Source organism: Simplicispira metamorpha (assembly GCF_004341365.1).
Taxonomy (GTDB): Bacteria; Pseudomonadota; Gammaproteobacteria; order Burkholderiales; family Burkholderiaceae_C; genus Simplicispira; species Simplicispira metamorpha.
The window spans coordinates 17,626-35,280 of sequence record NZ_SLXH01000012.1 but is presented as its reverse complement, the minus strand read 5'-3'; the positions used below and the strand labels follow the sequence as shown (position 1 = coordinate 35,280).

The following is a 17,655-nucleotide window of genomic DNA, read 5'->3' as shown; positions in this document are numbered from 1 at the left end:
AGCGGGCGTTCTGTAGCCCCAACCACTGGCACCAGCACTCATGCGGGCACCTGGGTACGCTCGGCCACGCGCATCACGGCACTGCGCGCGCGCGGGTTGGCAGCCACTTCCGCCGCACCGGGCTTGGTACGCTCCAGGGCCTGTAGCCGCATGGCCTGCGGCGGCGCAAACGGCGCGCGCCGGTCATAGGTTTCTTTGGAATGCTGGGCAATGAACTGCTTGACGATGCGGTCTTCCAGCGAGTGAAAACTGATCACCACCAACCGCCCGCCCGGACGCAGCACCGACAGGCAAGCTTGCAGCGCTTGCTGCAACTCGTCCAGTTCGCCGTTGATGAAGATGCGCAAAGCCTGGAACGTGCGCGTCGCGGGGTTCTGCCCGGCCTCGCGCGTCTTGACCACGCTGGCCACCAGATCGGCCAGCTCTGCCGTGGTGCTCAGGGGGCCGCGCTCCTGGCGGCGCGCCACAATGGCCCGGGCAATGGGGCCGGCAAAGCGTTCTTCACCGTAGTCGCGCACCACCTGGGCAATCTGCCCCACATCGGCATGGGCCAGCCACTGCGCCACGCTCTGGCCCCGGGTGGTGTCCATGCGCATGTCCAGCGGGCCGTCAAAACGGAAGCTGAAGCCGCGCTCGGGGCTGTCAATCTGTGGTGAGCTCACGCCCAAGTCCATCAGCACCCCAGCCGCACTGCCTGCGGGCAAATCGGCCAGGTGGCGAAAACCTTCGTGGCGAATCGAAAAACGCGCATCAAGGATGCGCGCTGCTTCGGTGATGGCTTCGGGGTCTTTGTCGAACGCCAGCAAACGATGGCCTGGCGGCATCTGCGAGAGTATTCGCCGCGAATGCCCGCCCCGGCCAAAGGTGGCATCAATCCAGGTGCTGCCCGGCGCCGCCTCGCAGGCGTTGCCCAGCAGGGCATCAACCGCTTCATCGAGCAGCACGGTGGTATGGGGGAGGATGTCAGTCACTGCAAGTCTCGGAAAGAGAAGCACTGTAGCAGCAATTGCTGTCGGCAGACCCGTACGCGCAAGCGCTTATACCAATGGAATCAAACAGTTAGCGGTGCAAACGAGAGATAAAAAAACAATAAAAAACCTTTTGTCGCACCGCCACCCCGGCACTCAGAGAATGTAGCGCGACAAGTCCTCGTCCTGGCTGAGGGCTTTGAGGCGCTCATCGACGTAGGCCGCATCCACCACCAGCGTCTGGCCGGCGCGGTGGGCAGCGTCAAAGCTGACCTCATCGAGCAGGCGCTCCATCACCGTGGACAGGCGCCGGGCGCCAATGTTTTCGGTGCGCTCATTCACCTCAAAAGCGATGTGCGCCAGGCGCGTGATGCCCTCGGGCACAAACTCCAGCGCCACGCCCTCGGTGGCCAGCAGCGCCTGGTACTGCTTGACCAGCGAGGCGTGCGTTTGCGTGAGGATGCCCTCAAAGTCCTGCACCGACAGCGATTCCAGCTCCACGCGGATGGGAAAACGCCCCTGCAACTCGGGGATCAAATCGCTGGGCTTGGAGAGGTGGAAAGCGCCCGAGGCAATGAACAAAATGTGGTCGGTCTTGACCATGCCGTATTTGGTGGACACCGTGGTGCCCTCCACCAACGGCAGCAAATCGCGCTGCACGCCCTGGCGCGAGACGTCGGCGCCGCTGGTTTCCTGGCGTGCCGCCACTTTGTCGATCTCGTCGATGAAGACGATGCCGTTTTGCTCGGCGTTCTGGATGGCGCGGGTTTTGATGTCTTCTTCGTTGACCAGCTTGACCGCTTCTTCGTCAATCAGCAGCTTGCGCGCCTCGGCAATGTTGAGTTTGCGCGTGCGCCGCTTGTCCTGGCCCATCTGGCTGAACACGCTGCGCAGCTGTTCGGCCATTTCTTCCATGCCCTGGGGGCCCATGATCTCGACCTGCGGGCGGGCGTCGGCCACGTCAATCTCGATCTCTTTGTCGTCGAGCTGGCCTTCGCGCAGCTTTTTGCGGAACACCTGGCGCGCGGTGCTGTCGGCAGGCGGCTCGCTGCCGGGCGTGCGTGCCAGCGGAATCAGCACATCGAGAATGCGCTCTTCCGCCGCGTCCTCGGCACGCACACGCACCTGCTGCACCTGCGCCTGGCGCTCTTGCTTGACGGCAATCTCGGCCAGGTCGCGGATGATGGCGTCCACGTCTTTGCCCACATAGCCCACCTCGGTGAACTTGGTGGCCTCGATCTTGATGAAGGGCGCGTCGGCCAAGCGTGCCAGGCGCCGGGCGATTTCGGTCTTGCCCACGCCGGTGGGGCCGATCATGAGGATGTTTTTGGGCGTGATCTCGTGGCGCAGCGGCTCGGCCACCTGCTGGCGGCGCCAGCGGTTGCGCAGCGCAATGGCCACGGCACGTTTGGCACTGGCCTGGCCCACGATGTGCTTGTCCAGCTCGGAAACAATTTCCTGGGGGGTCATCGACGACATGGCAAACCTTTTATAGGATCAAAAACGGCTCCAGCCCTTTGCTGATGGGCGCGAGAAGCTATTTATTCAGTAGCAAAAAAAACCGGCAGAACTGGCCCTGGCGGCACCCCTTGCCCTGCCGGACAGCGCACGCGGCGTTACAGCGTCTCGATGGTGTGGTGCATGTTGGTGTAAATGCACAGCTCACCGGCAATTTCGAGCGACTTTTTCACGATCTCCTGGGCGCTCAGGTCGGTATTGGTCAAGAGCGCCTTGGCCGCCGAGTGCGCATAGGCACCGCCCGAACCAATGGCCACAATGCCCTGCTCGGGCTCCAGCACATCGCCGTTGCCGGTGATGATGAGGCTGGCGCTGTGGTCGGCCACGGCCAACATGGCCTCCAAGCGGCGCAGCACGCGGTCGGTGCGCCAGTCTTTGGTCAGTTCAATGGCAGCGCGCGTGAGGTGGCCCTGGTGTTTGTCGAGCTTGGCTTCGAAGCGCTCGAACAGCGTGAAGGCGTCGGCGGTGGCACCGGCAAAACCGGCCAGCACTTTGCCGTGGTGCAGTTTGCGCACTTTGCGCGCCGTGCCTTTGACCACGATGTGGCCCAGGGTGACTTGGCCATCGCCGCCAATGGCCACCTGCACGCCGTCGGGCGTCTGGCGGCGCACGCTCAAGATGGTGGTGCCGTGAAAAACAGGGGTATCGCTGGTGGATTGCATAACGGCAGAAGGTAGGGGTGGCGGCAGTGCTTTACAAGCAGCCACCGGGGCCAGGCGGCATCAGTTTTTGCGCGGAATCACCCAGGCATGCTCATTGATGCCGACCACATTGAAAAACACGGCAACCACGCGGTGCAGGTTTTGGAAATGCACTTCGCGCTTTTGCGCCTGCTGGGCTGCCGCCCAATTGAGCACCGAACCGGCGGCAGAAAAATCAATGCGAATCAGCCGGTCGCATGGCACCACCAGGGGCTGACCGGGCTTGGCCAGCGACTCCAGGTTTTGCAAGAGCGCATCGGCATCGCCTTCAATGTGGCCCGACAACCCGACGGCGGCAGGGGCAGGCGCAGCGTCCGGAGCGGCTGGCGGGTGCGCGGCCAACAAATCGGCCGATACGCCATCGCCCTCTGCGGCATCCAGATAACCGCAGCGCGGCACCTGCCAGGCTGGCGGCGACACCTCATAGGTAACGCAATAGTCCAGCGCCACCAACTCGAACTCATCACCCAGCCCCATGCAGCGCAGCAGCGCCATGCGCAGCCGCCACCACTCGGGGCTGCCGCCACGATCGCCCGACTGGGTGTGTGCCTGCAACAGCGCCTGCAAGCGCTCAGCCCCCACAAACACCAGTTGTACTTGTTGATCGGCCCAGCGGTTGAACTCTTGCGCCAGCGCGGGCAGCGCGGCTTCTTCAATCACCGTCAGGCGACTCCAGACCAGCATCCAGGGCGAAGCGGCACGGGCCAGCGAGGCCTGCAACGCGGCCACCGACTGCACGCCAATGGTGGAGGGCGCATTCCAGCTGAAATCGCGGCGCACCGCAGCTGCCTCTGCGGCCGGGGTGCTGCTGGCCAGGCCCAGTTGCTCGGGGATGGAAAACCACAGCGGCGCCGAACGCCCGAAGCAGGCAGCAAATTCAATGGCCAAGGTGTCAAAACCTTCTTGCTGACCGGTGGCGCGGTACAGGTCAAACAGCGTCATCCAGATTTCCAGGGGCGACTCCCCCTGGCTGTTGCGGTGCTGCGCCACCACATCCAGCAGGCAGGCACTGGCACCCGCGTAATCTGCGTTGGCAAACAGGATGGCAGCTTCTTCCAGGTCGGGTTCGTGCACAAATGCCTCCATTTCGACGGCAACCACCGATCGTGCAGCGGGCGACGCCAGCGCAGAAGCGTCGGCATGTGCCTCGACTTCGGCAGGCGCCAGCATGGGTGATGTTGCGCCACCAAAGCCCGCGATGACCATGCTGTCATTGGCAAACAAGGGTTCCGCCGCCGCTTGCGGCTCCAGCGACAACGGCATGGAGGCGGGCGCGGTGGGAGCAAAGGCAGTCGAGAGGGCGGCCATGCCCGTGTTGCGCGGCGACAGGCCCGCTGGCAACGTAGGCACCAGGGGCGCGGTGTCGCCCCCCTGTTTGCCACGCCACCACTGCATGGACATCTGGGCCTCGATCTCGTCGATCTTTTTGATGGTGACCGCCCGGTCATCGGGTGAGGTCAGACTGCTTTGAAAGAAAGAGGCGCGACCCACGGGGTCTTCCACGCGCTGCCCGACCAGGGCGTCGCGCTGGCGCAGTTTGCGCAACTGATCGAACTCCCGCTTGCGCACAAAATCGTTGCGGCGCTTGCGCTCGATCATCTCCTTGAGCATCTGCTTGCTGTACTGGCTCTCACGGTCACTCTCCAACGTGTCCAGCTCAGTCCAGTTGACGGTGGGGTTGCGCACAAAGCGCACCACCTTGGAGAGCAGGCCACCAGGGGATGATTCTTCTTTGCTCATGGCAATGAACCAGAAAGTGCGCCGCTTTCAGCCGCGCGTCAGTCGCCAAACATTTTTTGCTTCAACTCACGGCGCTGCTGCGCCTCCAGCGACAGGGTGGCTGTAGGCCGCGCCAGCAGACGCCCCACGCCGATGGGTTCGCCGGTTTCATCGCAGTAGCCGTAGTCGCCAGCGTCAATGCGGGCAATGGATTGCTCGATTTTTTTCAGCAGCTTGCGCTCGCGGTCGCGGGTGCGCAGCTCCAGGGCGTGCTCTTCTTCAATGGTGGCGCGGTCGGCGGGGTCGGGCACTACCACGGTGTCTTCGCGCAGGTGCTCGGTGGTTTCACCGGCGTTGTTGTGCATGTCCTGCTTGAGCGATACCAGCTTGTGGCGGAAGAAAGCCATTTGCGTGTCGTTCATGTACTCGCTGTCTGGCATGGCCAGCACTTCAGCGTCGGTCAGCTCTTCAACGGACTTGGTTTTCCAGTTGCCAGACAGTTTGGCGTCTTTCTTTGCGGCCCCGGCGGGGGGCGACACTTGCATGGTAGAGGGCATGGTGTTGGTATAGCTCGCTTTGGCTCCAGTAGAAGCCACTGATTGCGCCATGGATGGTACGGTCAATTGGGCCAGGCGGGAGGAAGGCCGGGTACTGCGCACAGGCTCCTGTCCTGGCGCAGGCACCGTGCTGACAGACGGTGTGGCCACCGCCTTCGGCTCGGCCTTGGAGGCCGCTCTCACAGCTGGCGCAGCTGGCACCTTGGATGCCACAGCCTTGGCTGTGCTCGCGGGGGCCTTGGCGGCTGCCTGGGATTTGCTGGGTTCGGCTTTCACTTCCTGTCTCCTCACAGTACGGGCGGGCCCGCAGCCACGCGGATGGCTGGCTGACGGGCGATGGGGTGGTAAGCCCGTGTGTTTACCGGGGCGCGATTGTATCGGCACCCAATGGCTGTAATCCGCTGCGTGGCGCAATACCCACAGACCGGATTACACCCCCCTGCACACGCTCAGGCAAGGCACTGCTCCAATCCCTGCAACAGGATGTCCTGGGGCAGGTCGATGCCGATGAACACCATCTTGCTGGTGCGCGCCTCACCTTCAGCCCACTGCGGCCCCAGGTCGCTGCCCATGAGCTGGTGCACGCCCTGGAAGATCACCTTGCGCTCGGTACCCACCATGTGCAGCACGCCCTTGTAGCGCAGCATGCGCGGGCCATAAATATTGACGATGGCGCCCAGAAAGTCTTCCAGCTTGGCCGGATCGAAAGGACGCTCGGCACGGTAGACAAAGCTCTTCACATCGTCATCGTGGTGATGGTGGTGGCCCTGGCCGTGCTGGTGCGAGGGGTGGTTGCAGTGCTCGCCATGCGCGTGGTCGTGGTGGTCATGCCCGTGCTCGCAATGGCCGTGGTTATGGTCATGGTCGCAGTGGCTGTGGTCGTCCTCGTCTTTCAGGAAGTCGGGGTCGATATCAAGCTTGGCGTTCAGGTTGAAACCGCGCAAGTCCAGCACCTCGTTCAGTGGCACCTCGCCAAAATGCACCGCCTTGATGGGTGCGCGCGGGTTCATGTGCTTCAAGCGGTGGATGAGGGCGTCGGTTTCCTCGGCGCTGACCAGGTCGGTCTTGGACAGAAAAATCTGGTCGGCAAAACCCACCTGGCGGCGCGCTTCCTGGCGATCGTTGAGCTGCTGGGGGGCGTGCTTGGCGTCCACCAGCGTGATGATGGAGTCGATGAGGTAGGTCTCGGCGATTTCCTCATCCATGAAAAAGGTTTGCGCCACCGGGCCGGGGTCGGCCAGGCCGGTGGTTTCGATGACGATGCGGTCAAAGTCCAGCAGACCTTTGCGGCGTTTGGCAGCCAGCAGTTGCAGCGTCTCGCGCAGGTCTTCGCGGATGGTGCAGCAGATGCAGCCATTGCTCATCTGCACGATCTGCTCTTTGGATTCGGTCACCAAAATATCGTTGTCGATGTTTTCTTCGCCAAACTCGTTTTCGATCACGGCAATCTTCTGGCCGTGGGCCTCGCTCAACAGGCGCTTGAGCAGCGTCGTTTTGCCCGAGCCCAAAAAGCCGGTGAGGATGGTGGCGGGGATAAGAGACATGGGAGAGACACCTGCACGAAAAGGCGCTTGCCGCAGGGCATGAACGCCAGAAAAGGGAAAAAGCGAGGTCGCAGTTTAGCGGTGGCACCATATATCTGGCGCTGGCGCAAAGAAATGGCTACATTGCTGCGCCAAAGCAGCACACCCTGATTGGCCCACCCCTAGAGCACTTCTTTGCCCATGAAAAAACCCACCCTTGCCGCTGCCGTGGCGCTTCTTTTGCTGTCGGGCTGCGCCAGCATGACCCCTGATCAATGCCGTGTTGCCGACTGGTACCAGGTCGGCGTGGAAGACGGCAGCGCCGGCCATGGCGCGCAACAAAAGCTGGGGGAATACGCCCAGGACTGCGCCGAAGTGGGCGTGCGCCCCGATACGGCACGCTTCCAGCAAGGCTGGGAGACAGGCATCCTGCGCTACTGCACGCCCTACACCGGCTGGAGCGAAGGCACCCGGGGCCGCAGCCAGCAGCTGGACATGTGCCGGGGCCGCCCGCAGGAAGGGGGCTTTCAGTTTGCCCTGCGCGCGGGTCTGGAGGTGTACCGCACCCGGCAAAGCATGGACAGCAACGAGCGCGAAATCCGCCGCCAGGAGCAGCGCCTGCAAGACAAGAACACCACCGAAAGCCAGCGCCGCGAGGCCCGCGACCGCATCCGTTACCTGGACTTTGAGCAATCGCGCCTGCGCCGCACGCTGCAAGACCAAGAGCGCCTGGCCCCCTGAGCAGGCACACCACAGGCCACGGCGCCCCGTGCGCCAGCCTGGCACCTGGCAGAGGTATTTCTGCAATCAAATTGGCTTCTAACGCCCTGGGGACGGGCGCTAGCAGCTATCAAAAAAGAAGCGATTCCACCGCACACGCCCCACACAGTGCGCTGCAACATGCACTGGGGCGAAGCACCGCTCCCACAGAGCGCACCACGCGCACTGCCACGCCCACCCTTGCGTCACCGTTTTTCTCGGCCTTGAGCCAGTTCCAACCACCGAAAACTGCGCGGTAGCGCACGCTTGTTTGCGCTGGCCTTCTGCGCAGCCACGCACATCCCCCTGCGGCGCAGGCGCTGCGCGAACGCATTTTCTGGTGTGGTGGGTATTTTTTGAAATTGATTAAATTGATAGAATCATAAAAATTCACACATTTAATACTTTTGTCGTCTGTCTTTCTCCAGGCAGCACAACCACTGCCCCTGGCGCCCCAAGGAACAGATCTTCGCCACCGGATTGGCACTGATCCGCCTCATGCTCGACTTCACCCCGCAGCAACAGATTCATTTATCGCCAGACAGGAAACCACCATGAGCATCGAACTCACCCACCACAGTACGGCGCAGCACACGGCGGCCAACAGCCAAGCCCTGCTGGGCGACAACATCTTGCTGGCCTCTATCGTCTTGAGCGCCGTCGCTGCGGTGGCGCTGGGCACAAATTTCGTCGAATCGCAGCTCGCATGGGGAGCATCGGGCGTACTGCTGGCTCTCACCGGGCTGATTTACCTCACCCGGCGCGGAACACTCACTTCCAGCCTGGTGCTGGCATTTGTGCTGTCATCGTTTGTAGAGCTGCACATTCAGCTGGCCCAAGGCATGACCGAATTCCACTTCGGGGTCTTCGTCACTCTGGCGTTGCTGCTGGTGTACCTCGACTGGCGGCCCATCGTACTGTCGGCAGTCACCTTCGCCGTACACCACGTGCTTTTTGATCGCCTACAGGCCGCAGGCTACGGCTTCTATTGCCTGACCCAGCCAAACCTCCCGCTTGTCTTGCTGCATGCGGTCTATCTGGTCATCCAGACCACACTGGAAGTGGTGCTGGCCATACGCATGGGCCGCACGGCACGCCAGGGTCGTGAACTGAGCCATCTGGTCAGCGCTGTAAACCAACCGGACGGCATCGCATTGGACGTACAGAGTTTTCCAGTGACCACTCCGGGGGCCCTTGCATTGCAAGAAACCCTTCAGCGCATGGCGCAGGCGGTATTGGCTGTACGCTCATCGGCTGGCGGCATGGAGGTGGCATCGACCGAGATCGCACAGGGCAACCAGGATCTTTCTGCCCGCACCGAAAACCAGGCCAGCGCGCTGCAACAAACTGCGGCCTCCATGGAGCAGCTCAACTCCACCGTGCGCCAGAACACCGACAACGCGCGCCAGGCCAACCAACTGGCACAAAGCGCCTCCAACGTCGCAACGCAAGGCGGCGAGGTTGTGGCCGACGTGGTGCGCACCATGAAAGAGATCAACGACAGCTCTGCCAAGATCGCCGACATCATCAGCGTGATTGACTCGATTGCCTTTCAGACCAACATCCTGGCGCTCAACGCCGCTGTGGAAGCGGCCCGCGCAGGCGAACAGGGCCGGGGTTTTTCCGTCGTGGCCGCGGAAGTGCGCAACCTGGCAGGTCGCTCCGCCGAGGCAGCCCGAGAGATCAAGAGCCTGATAGGCGCCAGCGTTGAGCGCGTGGAAGTCGGCAGTGCCCTGGCAGACCGCGCGGGCAAGACCATGGCCAAAGTGGTGGGCGCAATCCAGCGCGTGACGGACATCATGGGAGAAATCAGCGCCGCCAGCACCGAGCAAAGCCAAGGCGTGGCCCAGGTGGGCGAGTCGATGGCCCAGATGGACCAGGTGACGCAGCAAAACGCCGCACTGGTAGAAGAAATGGCAGCAGCTGCCACCAGCCTGAATATGCAGGCCCAGGAGCTGGTGGGCACAGTGTCGGTGTTCCAGCTCGGCAATGTCGATGGCCGCACACAACCCGTTGCAGCCACTGCGCCCCAAGCCAAGGCCAAGCCAGTCCCTACGTACATGCCTGCGGCCACCGTGGCGGTGGCCTACAGGGCGGGCTGAGCAAGCCCCTGGCGTTTTGTGCGCGCTGCACAAAGCCGCCAGGCTCAAGCGCTGTCGTGTGACAACACCAGGTGCTGCACTTGCTCACGCAACTGCCGCCAGCCTTGCTGCATGGACTCCAGCGCCCCCTGGGCGGCGCATTCCTCGGTGCTGCGCGCCGATTGCGCTGCCGAAGCCTCCCCCAGCATGGTCAGTACCGACTTGAGGTTGTGGGCCACACGCTGCAGCGCTTGCACATCACCGGCCTGCACAGCGCTGTCTCCGGCACGCACATCCTGCGCAAACTGGGCCAGGCAGGCTGCCCGGTAGGTGCGGTAGAGCGCATGGTTGCCAGCAAAAAATTCGGTCACGGGATCGGAGGCCGTGGTGGCACCGGCAGGCGGCGTGGCCGCCGACTCGGCCAGACTGTCCAGCGCCTGCTCCACACACTCCATCAGCGCCCCCACCGATGCGGGCTTGTGCAAGATGCGCCAGACCTGCAATGCCTGCAACTGGCGCTCCATGGCGGGGTCAATGCCCCCACTGAACACCACGGTGCGACAGGCCAGACCCGGTGCCGGCACACGGGCGTGCAGCCATTGCAGCCAATCCAGGCCAGAGCCGTCGGGCAGCGTCAGGTCGGTCAGTACCAGTTGCACGGCGGCAGCCTCAATGGCTTGGCGCGCCTGGGCCAGGGTGGCGCACTGCACCAGATCAAGACCCAAAGGCTCCAGCACCATCTGCACAAAGCGGCGGACTGCCGGGTCGTCCTCCAGAAGCAGTACGCGCGGCGGTGTCACAAGGCGCCCCTTCAAGCCACCAAACGCAGGCACTCTGACAGTAGACCGGGCAACTCTTGCACCAGGCGGGGCTTGTGTACCACGGGCAGGCCAGCGAGCGCAAAAGCGTAAGGAGCGCGCTGCTCGGGCTCCAGGGACGTCACCACGATCAGGCGGCTGCGTTGGAACTGGGGATGGGAGCGCAGCCGGGCAATCAGCGTGGCGCCGTCAATGCCGGGCAACAAAATATCGACGATGAGCACATCGGGCTGCAATTCGCCTGCCATGGCCAGACCGACGATACCGTCATCGGCCACGTGCAGATCGACCTCGGGAAAGCTGTGCGCCATCAGCAGCTTGACCAGGGTCTGGAAATGCGTGGAGTCCTCTATCAGCAGCACACGCTGGCGCTGTGGGTGTGCCGGTGCCGCGCGGTTGCCGCTGTGGGCAACACGCTGGCCCAGGTCTTTTTCCGGGGGGGGGGCGGCACCCGGCACCAGTGCGGCGTCAGGCAACGGTGACCCGCCAGGCACCACCACAGCGCCTGCCTGGCGCTGGGCCAGCCAACGCTCGACCGACGCCCGCGCAATGCGCCGGTGGCCACCGGGTGTTTTCCAAGCCTCCAGCTCGCCCCGGTCCACCATGAGCTGTACAGAGCGCACCGCCAAGCCCAGCACCTGTGCGACATCGCGCGTGCTGCAATCGTCTGGCAGGGTCATGGCCAAGCTTGTTTTCATTGGATCGGATTCTATCACTTCAAACAATGGTAATTATGATATATTTGATAAATTCAAATTAACCCATGCCATCCACCATGACCCAGCGCATTTTGATCGTCGAAGACCATGCGGACATCCGTCGGCTAATCCGCATGACCCTGGAATTTGAAAACCACGAAATCCACGAGGCCGTCAACGCCGACGAAGGCCTGGAAGCAGTGCGGCAGTTGCGTCCGCAGTTGTTGCTGCTGGACATCATGATGCCGGGCCAGCTGGACGGCCTGGACTTGTGCCGCCTCGTCAAAAGCGACCCCTCCCTGGGCATGCCGCAGGTGATACTGCTCACGGCACGCGGACAAAGCCAGGACATTGAAGCGGGCATGAATGCGGGGGCCGATGCCTATCTGCTCAAACCCTTCAGCCCCCTCAAGTTGATCGAGACCATTGACAACCTGGGCACCACTCCCTCCGAGGCAGCATGAACCTGACCGCCCCAGAGGCCACCCAATTTGACCAGGCTGCAGCCGACCAGATGGAGAAAATCATCTCCGACCTGGGCCGCATGTACCACGAGCGCAACGAGGCCTTGCAAGAGGTGGCGCGGGCACACCACGAGGCTTTGTTTCTGCTGGCCATGGCGGCGGAATACAAGGATGACGACACAGGCGTACACATCGTGCGCATTGGCTTTCTGGCAGAGGCGCTGGCCTCCTTTCTGGGTCAACCCAAGGCGTACGCCCGCTTGTTGCGCAAGGCGGCGCCCATGCACGATATCGGCAAGATTGGCATCCCTGACAACGTCCTCAAGAAACCCGGCCCTTTGACGCCAGAAGAGCGCCTGATCATGAACCAGCACCCGGCCATTGGTGCGGACATTTTGGGTAAATCCCGGATCGCGTTGTTCAGGATGGCCGCCGAGATTGCGCTGACGCACCATGAACGCTGGGACGGCCAAGGCTACCCCCACCAGCTGGCAGGCCAGGCCATCCCACTGTCGGGGCGTATCGTGGCAGTTGCAGATTTCTACGACGCTTTGACGATGGACCGCGTCTACCGCCCTGCTTTCAGCCAAGAAAAAGCCCTCGCAATGTTGCAAGCCGAGAGGGGCAAGGCATTCGACCCGGCGGTCGTGGATTGCTTCATGCAGCACAGTGCCGACCTGCTGGCACTGCGCGAGCGCGTCACCGCCCAGCGCACGACGTTTGCTGATCTGGAACTGGGCGGGCAGGAGGTTTTATGAGCAGGCGCCAAGGGGATCGATTCTGGGCCGTGTGGCTGCTGTGCCTGGCCAGCGCCTTGGGCTGCACGGGAGCTGCAGCAGGCGAAGTGCTGGAGCGGGTACAAGCCCGGGGGGCCCTCAAGGTCTGTATCTGGCCCGACTACCAGCGCATCTCGTTTCGCGACCCGCGCTCTGGTCAACTCAGCGGCCTGGACATTGACCTGGCCACGGCGCTGGCCGCCGATCTGAATGTGAAGCTCGAATTTGTCGATTCATCGTTCCCCACCCTGGTTCAAGACCTGCACACCAACCGCTGTGACGTGGCCATGTTTGGCATCGCCATGCTGCCCAAACGCATGGAGCAGCTCCAGTTCTCCACGCCCTACCTGCAAAGCGACATCCATGCGGTTACTACGCGCACCAGCCGCACGGTGCGCCAGTGGAGCGATATCGACCAGCCCGGCGTACTGGTCGGTGTACAGGCTGGCACCTTCATGGAGCCCGTGATGCGCCAGCGCCTGCGCTATGCCGGCCTGGTATCCATCCAGCTGCCGCAAACGCGCGAGCGCGAACTCGCCGCAGGCCGTGTGGATGTCTTCATGACCGACTACCCCTATGGCCGCGCCCTCGTCGACAGCACAGAATGGGCTGCCCTTTTGGTTCCGCCAACCCCCATCCATCCGCTGCCCTACGCCCACGCCAGTAAACCCGGGGATGCCCAATGGCGCGCCACGCTGAGCAGTTTCATCGCCCGCATCCGGCAGGATGGTCGCCTGGACAGCGCTGCCCGCCGCCATGGCCTTGAGAGCATTCTTCTGCCCTGATGCAGCCCTTTGCCATGAAACGCTTTTTTTCTACCGCCCAGCCCGCTTTTCTGGGCCAGCCCAGCCGCAAAGTGCTGGCCACCGGCTTGCTGCTCATTCTGGCGGTGCTGGTCGGCACAGCAGGCCTGATGTGGCTGGAGTTTGGCCGCACCAAAGCACGGGATCAACGGCATCTGGAGCTGCTGGTCAGCGCGATGGAGGCACATGCCAGCCACACCTTCGACAACGCCAGGCTGGCCCTGGACAGCCTGGCCAAAAGCCTGGTGCAAGAGAACAGCACCCCCGAACAGCTGCAAGCACAACTGTCCTACCGGCTCCAAAGCCTGCCGTTTCTGCGCAGCATCGCTATCGTCAACGCCCAGGGGCTGGTGCTGACTTCCAGCACGGCCTCTGACCGGGGCGGCAAGGTGGATCTGCAACGCCTGACGCCGGCCCCCATCACCGATGAGCGGGTGGCCATAGGCCCTTGGGTCAAGGGCCGCACCCTGACCGACCATGCGCGTGCCGGGGCCATGCCTGCCAACCTGGGCTTCATACCCATGGTGCGCCGGATTCCGCTGCCAACCCCCCTTTTCCTCGTAGCCCAGATCAATCCCGACACCCTGGCCAGCTACCAAATGCAGTTGACGGACGCTGGCACTGCGGGCACGCAGGTGCTGCTGGTGCTGGACAACGGCACCTTGCTGACACAAGTGGGCAACGACACCCTGAGGCTGGGCAGCAGCCTGCGTACACACCCGATGTTCCAGGACATGCAGCAGGCACGCAAGGGCACCTATGGGCCCGTCCAGTCGTTCCAGTCACGCAACCTGGGAGCCTGGCGCGCCTCCAGCACCCAGCCGCTGCTGACCATCGTCGAACAGCCCTATCAGGCCACCAGGCAGCAATGGCTGGCATCGCTGCGCGGGCCGCTGCTGTTCATGGCCGTGGCCACGATCTTGATCGGGTTCATGACCCTGATCTCCTGGCGCAGCGCCCGCGCCCGTGAAACCGCCCAGCGCGAACGCGATGAAGCCCAGCGCGAAATCATCCGGCGCGAGCAGGAGCTTTCGGTGTTGTTCAAAAGCGTACAGACGCTGATCTTCCGCACCGACGCCCAAGGCGTGATCCGCTTTGTCAATGCACGCTGGCATGCCATCGCCAACCAACCCACGGAAATGGCCCGGGGCAAACGCCTGCGAGACATGGTGCATGCCGAGTCCCGCGAGCGCATTGATGCACTGTTCGACGCCACCGAGCCCGCTGGCGTGCGCCTGGCCCAGGTTCGCCTCACGGGCCTCAGTGGCGAGACACGCGCCCTCGACATCTCGGTGGTGCCGCTGCACGACCGGTCGGGGCAGTTGCGTGGCTTTGCTGGCAGTGCCGTGGATGTGACCGCACTGCTGGCAGCGCAGGACAACCTGCAAGAGCAATTGGCCTTTACCAACCTGGTGCTCGAATGCAACCCGCTCCCCATCTGCATGACCGATTTGCAGGGGCGCTTTCTCTCCGTCAACCCGGCCTGGGAAAACTTCATGGGGCTGCCGCGCCACAAGGTTCTGGGCCTGAGCAACAGCGATCTGCTGCCACCGCAAGAGGCCCACGCCTACAACGCCTATAACGAGCAACTGCTGCGCGAAGGGGGCCAGATGCGCTATGAAGAGCGCATGCGCCGCCCCGATGGCAGCTACCGCGACGTGCAGGTCACCAAGGTACTGGTCACCTCCCACCAAAACCTGCCCGTAGGCATCCTGAGCGTCAAGATGGACATCACCGAATTTCTGGCTGCACGCGACCTGGCAGAAGAAGCATCGCGCTCGAAATCGGAATTTGTGGCCAACATCAGCCACGAGCTGCGCACGCCGCTGCAATCGATATTGGGCTTTTCCGAGCTGGGTGTGGTGCGGGGCCGCCAGCATGAAAAACTCGCCGCCATGTTCAGCGACATCCACGATGCGGGCCAGCGCATGCTGGTACTGGTCAATGACCTGCTGGACATCGCCAAAATCGAAAGCACCGTGGGCGCTTTCCACTTCGAGCGCAACGACGTGCGCGAACTCATCGAAGACGTGGCCGCCGAGCTGGAGCTGCTGCTGGAGCGCAAGCGCCTGCGCCTGGAACTGCAATTGGGCCGTATCCCGCTGGTGGTCAAGGTCGATCCATCGCGGTTCCAGCAGGTGGTGCGCAACGTGCTGGCCAATGCGGTGAAGTTTTCCCCCGAGGACCGCTCCATCCAGATCACCGCAGGCGTCTCTGGCGAGGACAGTATCCACATCCAGGTGCGCGACCAAGGCCCTGGCATCCCCCCGGCAGAACTGGAGACCATTTTTCAGGCCTTTGTGCAGTCCAGCCAGACGCGCGACGGCTCGGGCGGCACCGGCCTGGGCCTGGCTATCTGCCGCAAAATCATCACGGCGCACGGCGGGCATATCCATGCCACCAACGCGCCTGGTGGCGGCACTGTTTTCCACATCGTCTTGCCCACTGCGGGTTACACAGACACCATGCCGGCAGCCTTGTCATGACCAGCTACCTCCACCCAGCACGCTGGCGCAATCACCCAGCACTCACCTACTCCGTGGTGGCCTGCGTGTTCAGTGCCGTCGTGCTGCTGGGCGCATGGGCCACCATGGCCACCATGCTGCGCTGGCAGTGGCAGGAAACCCTCAGCGCCGAAATGCGCCAGAACACCAACACCGCCGTGGCCCTGAAAGAGCACACGCTGCGGGTGCTCGATACCGTCGATCAGGCCATGTGGCGGGTGCAGGCCAGCATCGAAGAAGGCAAGCTCAACGGCGAGGCGCTGATCAGCATCGCCAACGAAACCGGCATGGTGCCCCACATCCTGACGCAGTTGTCCTTTGTGGGCCCCGATGGGCGCTTTCAGGGCAGCAACCTCGACCCCGACGGCTCGCGCAGCAAAAATGTGAACCTGATGGACCGCGACCACATCCGGGTTCACCTGCTGCCAGCAGACGCAGCGGCGCCGCCACCGGGCATGCTGTACAACGGCCTGTTCATCAGCAAAACGCTGCTGGGCAAGGTGTCGGGAATCCGCACCATCCAGCTCTCACGCAAGCTCATTGCGCAAGATGGCAGCACGCTGGGCGTGGTGGTGGTGTCACTCAACCAAAGCCATTTCGCCGATGTATACAGCGGCGTGCAACTGGGCAGCGATGGCGCCGCAGCGCTGACGGGGTTGGACGGCGTGATCCGCGTGCGCGTGATGGGCGGCACCAGCACCGATATCGGAATGCACATCGACCCGACTCTGGCCCAGGCCCTGCATTCACAGCGCGATGGCGCCATCCAATCGCAGTCCTCCGACAACGTGGCACGCATCGTCGGCTTCAGCCAGGTGGGCAAGTACCCGCTGGTGGTGCTCAGCGGCACCTCCGAGGCGCAGGCCTTTGCGCCCTGGCGCACCACGCGCAACATCGTGCTGGGGCTGCTGATGCTGCTGAGCCTGTCGGTGGTGGCCTTTGTCACCCTGTTTCTGGGCAGCGTGCGCCGACTGGCCCGCAGCCACGCGGCCCTGGTGCAAAGCGAGGCCAACGCCCGCCGCGCCAACCAGGCCAAGAGCGAGTTCCTGGCCGCCATGTCGCACGAGTTGCGCACACCGCTGACCAGCATCCGGGGTTTTTCCGAACTGATGGAGCTGCGCAGCCAAGACCCACTGGTGCGCGAGCAGGCAGGCCTGATCCGCCAGGGCGCGCAGCACCTCAGCGCCTTGCTCACCGAAATCCTGGACCTGGCCAAGATAGAGGCGGGCGCCATGCCCGCGCACTCCGATGCCGTGGAGCTGCACCGCCTGGTGCATGAAGTAGCAGAGTTTTTTCGCGTGAGCGCTGTGGCCAAATCCCTGGAGCTACAGGCGCACATCGCCGCCCAAACGCCGCACACACTGGTCACCGACCGGCTCAAGCTCAAGCAAATCCTGCACAACCTGCTCTCCAACGCCATCAAGTTCACGGCAACGGGCAGCGTGGAGCTGCGCGTGGAGCCCAGTGCGCAGAGCGACCATGTGCTGTTCCATGTCAAAGACACCGGCCCGGGCATTCCGCCAGAGCAGTACGAGCGCATTTTTGAAAAGTTCAGCCAAGGCCACGCCCGCATCAGCTACGAGCACGGCGGTACGGGGCTGGGGCTGTCGCTGTCGCGGGCGCTGGCCGAGTTGCTGGGCGGCACGCTGACCATGCAGTCGCACGTGGGCGAGGGCTCGGTGTTCACCCTGTGCCTGCCGGTGCAGCCACCCGCTGCGCTGCTGGAGCTGCCCCCAGGCCAGGCAACGGCAGCGCACTGAAGGCGC

Annotated in this window: 15 protein-coding genes; 7 read left to right on the top strand and 8 right to left on the bottom strand. The window is 63.2% G+C overall.

The window, feature by feature from the left end:
• Positions 1–38: 38 nt before the first annotated feature.
• The 6 genes from rsmH to EV674_RS08095 form a co-directional block, all read right to left on the bottom strand.
• Positions 39–971 (bottom strand): 16S rRNA (cytosine(1402)-N(4))-methyltransferase RsmH, encoded by a 933-nt coding sequence (gene rsmH / locus EV674_RS08120; RefSeq protein WP_119013050.1) that lies wholly within the window; start codon positions 969–971, stop codon positions 39–41.
• A gap of 153 nt (positions 972–1,124) precedes the next feature.
• Entirely contained in the window at positions 1,125–2,447 is a 1,323-nt protein-coding gene (hslU, locus tag EV674_RS08115) for an ATP-dependent protease ATPase subunit HslU (RefSeq protein ID WP_119013049.1), read from the bottom strand.
• A gap of 137 nt (positions 2,448–2,584) precedes the next feature.
• The gene (hslV, locus tag EV674_RS08110) at positions 2,585–3,148 is read right to left on the bottom strand and encodes an ATP-dependent protease subunit HslV (RefSeq protein ID WP_119013048.1); all 564 of its coding nucleotides are present in this window, start codon (positions 3,146–3,148) and stop codon (positions 2,585–2,587) included.
• Between the two features lie 60 nt (positions 3,149–3,208).
• Entirely contained in the window at positions 3,209–4,927 is a 1,719-nt protein-coding gene (locus EV674_RS08105; protein WP_119013047.1) for an STAS domain-containing protein, read from the bottom strand.
• A 38-nt stretch (positions 4,928–4,965) separates the two neighbouring features.
• Positions 4,966–5,463, bottom strand: a complete 498-nt coding sequence (dksA, locus tag EV674_RS17740; protein ID WP_241524920.1) for an RNA polymerase-binding protein DksA — start codon at positions 5,461–5,463, stop codon at positions 4,966–4,968.
• A gap of 449 nt (positions 5,464–5,912) precedes the next feature.
• Positions 5,913–7,007, bottom strand: coding sequence for a CobW family GTP-binding protein (locus tag EV674_RS08095; RefSeq protein ID WP_119013045.1), 1,095 nt, complete (start codon positions 7,005–7,007; stop codon positions 5,913–5,915).
• A 180-nt stretch (positions 7,008–7,187) separates the two neighbouring features.
• On the opposite strand from EV674_RS08095, the gene EV674_RS08090 reads away from it, so the two are divergent.
• The gene (locus tag EV674_RS08090; protein ID WP_119013044.1) at positions 7,188–7,727 is read left to right on the top strand and encodes a DUF2799 domain-containing protein; all 540 of its coding nucleotides are present in this window, start codon (positions 7,188–7,190) and stop codon (positions 7,725–7,727) included.
• A gap of 572 nt (positions 7,728–8,299) precedes the next feature.
• Positions 8,300–9,847, top strand: a complete 1,548-nt coding sequence (locus tag EV674_RS17905) for a methyl-accepting chemotaxis protein (protein WP_119013043.1) — start codon at positions 8,300–8,302, stop codon at positions 9,845–9,847.
• A gap of 44 nt (positions 9,848–9,891) precedes the next feature.
• Here EV674_RS17905 and EV674_RS08080 read toward each other — a convergent pair whose 3' ends face one another.
• Together EV674_RS08080 and EV674_RS08075 are read right to left on the bottom strand one after the other, a co-directional pair.
• Positions 9,892–10,626, bottom strand: a complete 735-nt coding sequence (locus EV674_RS08080) for a response regulator (RefSeq protein ID WP_132750394.1) — start codon at positions 10,624–10,626, stop codon at positions 9,892–9,894.
• Positions 10,627–10,637: 11 nt separating this feature from the next.
• Positions 10,638–11,324: a response regulator gene (locus tag EV674_RS08075; RefSeq protein WP_241524919.1), complete on the bottom strand. Its 687-nt coding sequence runs from the start codon at positions 11,322–11,324 to the stop codon at positions 10,638–10,640.
• Between the two features lie 95 nt (positions 11,325–11,419).
• On the opposite strand from EV674_RS08075, the gene EV674_RS08070 reads away from it, so the two are divergent.
• The 5 genes from EV674_RS08070 to EV674_RS08050 are packed head-to-tail and all read left to right on the top strand — an operon-like array spanning position 11,420 to position 17,649.
• Positions 11,420–11,806: a response regulator transcription factor gene (locus EV674_RS08070; protein ID WP_119013040.1), complete on the top strand. Its 387-nt coding sequence runs from the start codon at positions 11,420–11,422 to the stop codon at positions 11,804–11,806.
• The gene (locus EV674_RS08065) at positions 11,803–12,564 is read left to right on the top strand and encodes an HD-GYP domain-containing protein (RefSeq protein ID WP_119013039.1); all 762 of its coding nucleotides are present in this window, start codon (positions 11,803–11,805) and stop codon (positions 12,562–12,564) included. Before EV674_RS08070 ends, EV674_RS08065 begins: the two co-directional genes overlap by 4 nt.
• Positions 12,561–13,367 carry an ABC transporter substrate-binding protein gene (locus EV674_RS08060; RefSeq protein ID WP_119013038.1) on the top strand — a complete coding sequence of 269 codons (807 nt, stop codon included), beginning with the start codon at positions 12,561–12,563 and terminating at the stop codon, positions 13,365–13,367. Before EV674_RS08065 ends, EV674_RS08060 begins: the two co-directional genes overlap by 4 nt.
• Positions 13,368–13,381: 14 nt before the next feature.
• The gene (locus tag EV674_RS08055) at positions 13,382–15,871 is read left to right on the top strand and encodes a sensor histidine kinase (protein WP_165887078.1); all 2,490 of its coding nucleotides are present in this window, start codon (positions 13,382–13,384) and stop codon (positions 15,869–15,871) included.
• Positions 15,868–17,649, top strand: coding sequence for a sensor histidine kinase (locus tag EV674_RS08050; protein WP_119013036.1), 1,782 nt, complete (start codon positions 15,868–15,870; stop codon positions 17,647–17,649). The genes EV674_RS08055 and EV674_RS08050 overlap by 4 nt, the downstream gene beginning before the upstream one ends.
• Positions 17,650–17,655: the final 6 nt, after the last annotated feature.

Excerpts from the sequence above, each read along its gene's own strand:
- EV674_RS08070 (WP_119013040.1), top strand. The coding sequence starts at position 11,420 with ATGACCCAGCGCATTTTGATCGTCGAAGACCATGCGGACATCCGTCGG.
- EV674_RS17905 (WP_119013043.1), top strand. The coding sequence starts at position 8,300 with ATGAGCATCGAACTCACCCACCACAGTACGGCGCAGCACACGGCGGCC.
- EV674_RS08090 (WP_119013044.1), top strand. The coding sequence starts at position 7,188 with ATGAAAAAACCCACCCTTGCCGCTGCCGTGGCGCTTCTTTTGCTGTCG.
- hslU (WP_119013049.1), bottom strand. The coding sequence starts at position 2,447 with ATGTCGTCGATGACCCCCCAGGAAATTGTTTCCGAGCTGGACAAGCAC.
- EV674_RS08075 (WP_241524919.1), bottom strand. The coding sequence starts at position 11,324 with ATGACCCTGCCAGACGATTGCAGCACGCGCGATGTCGCACAGGTGCTG.
- EV674_RS08055 (WP_165887078.1), top strand. The coding sequence starts at position 13,382 with ATGAAACGCTTTTTTTCTACCGCCCAGCCCGCTTTTCTGGGCCAGCCC.
- EV674_RS08065 (WP_119013039.1), top strand. The coding sequence starts at position 11,803 with ATGAACCTGACCGCCCCAGAGGCCACCCAATTTGACCAGGCTGCAGCC.
- dksA (WP_241524920.1), bottom strand. The coding sequence starts at position 5,463 with ATGCCCTCTACCATGCAAGTGTCGCCCCCCGCCGGGGCCGCAAAGAAA.
- hslV (WP_119013048.1), bottom strand. The coding sequence starts at position 3,148 with ATGCAATCCACCAGCGATACCCCTGTTTTTCACGGCACCACCATCTTG.
- EV674_RS08095 (WP_119013045.1), bottom strand. The coding sequence starts at position 7,007 with ATGTCTCTTATCCCCGCCACCATCCTCACCGGCTTTTTGGGCTCGGGC.
- EV674_RS08060 (WP_119013038.1), top strand. The coding sequence starts at position 12,561 with ATGAGCAGGCGCCAAGGGGATCGATTCTGGGCCGTGTGGCTGCTGTGC.
- EV674_RS08050 (WP_119013036.1), top strand. The coding sequence starts at position 15,868 with ATGACCAGCTACCTCCACCCAGCACGCTGGCGCAATCACCCAGCACTC.
- EV674_RS08105 (WP_119013047.1), bottom strand. The coding sequence starts at position 4,927 with ATGAGCAAAGAAGAATCATCCCCTGGTGGCCTGCTCTCCAAGGTGGTG.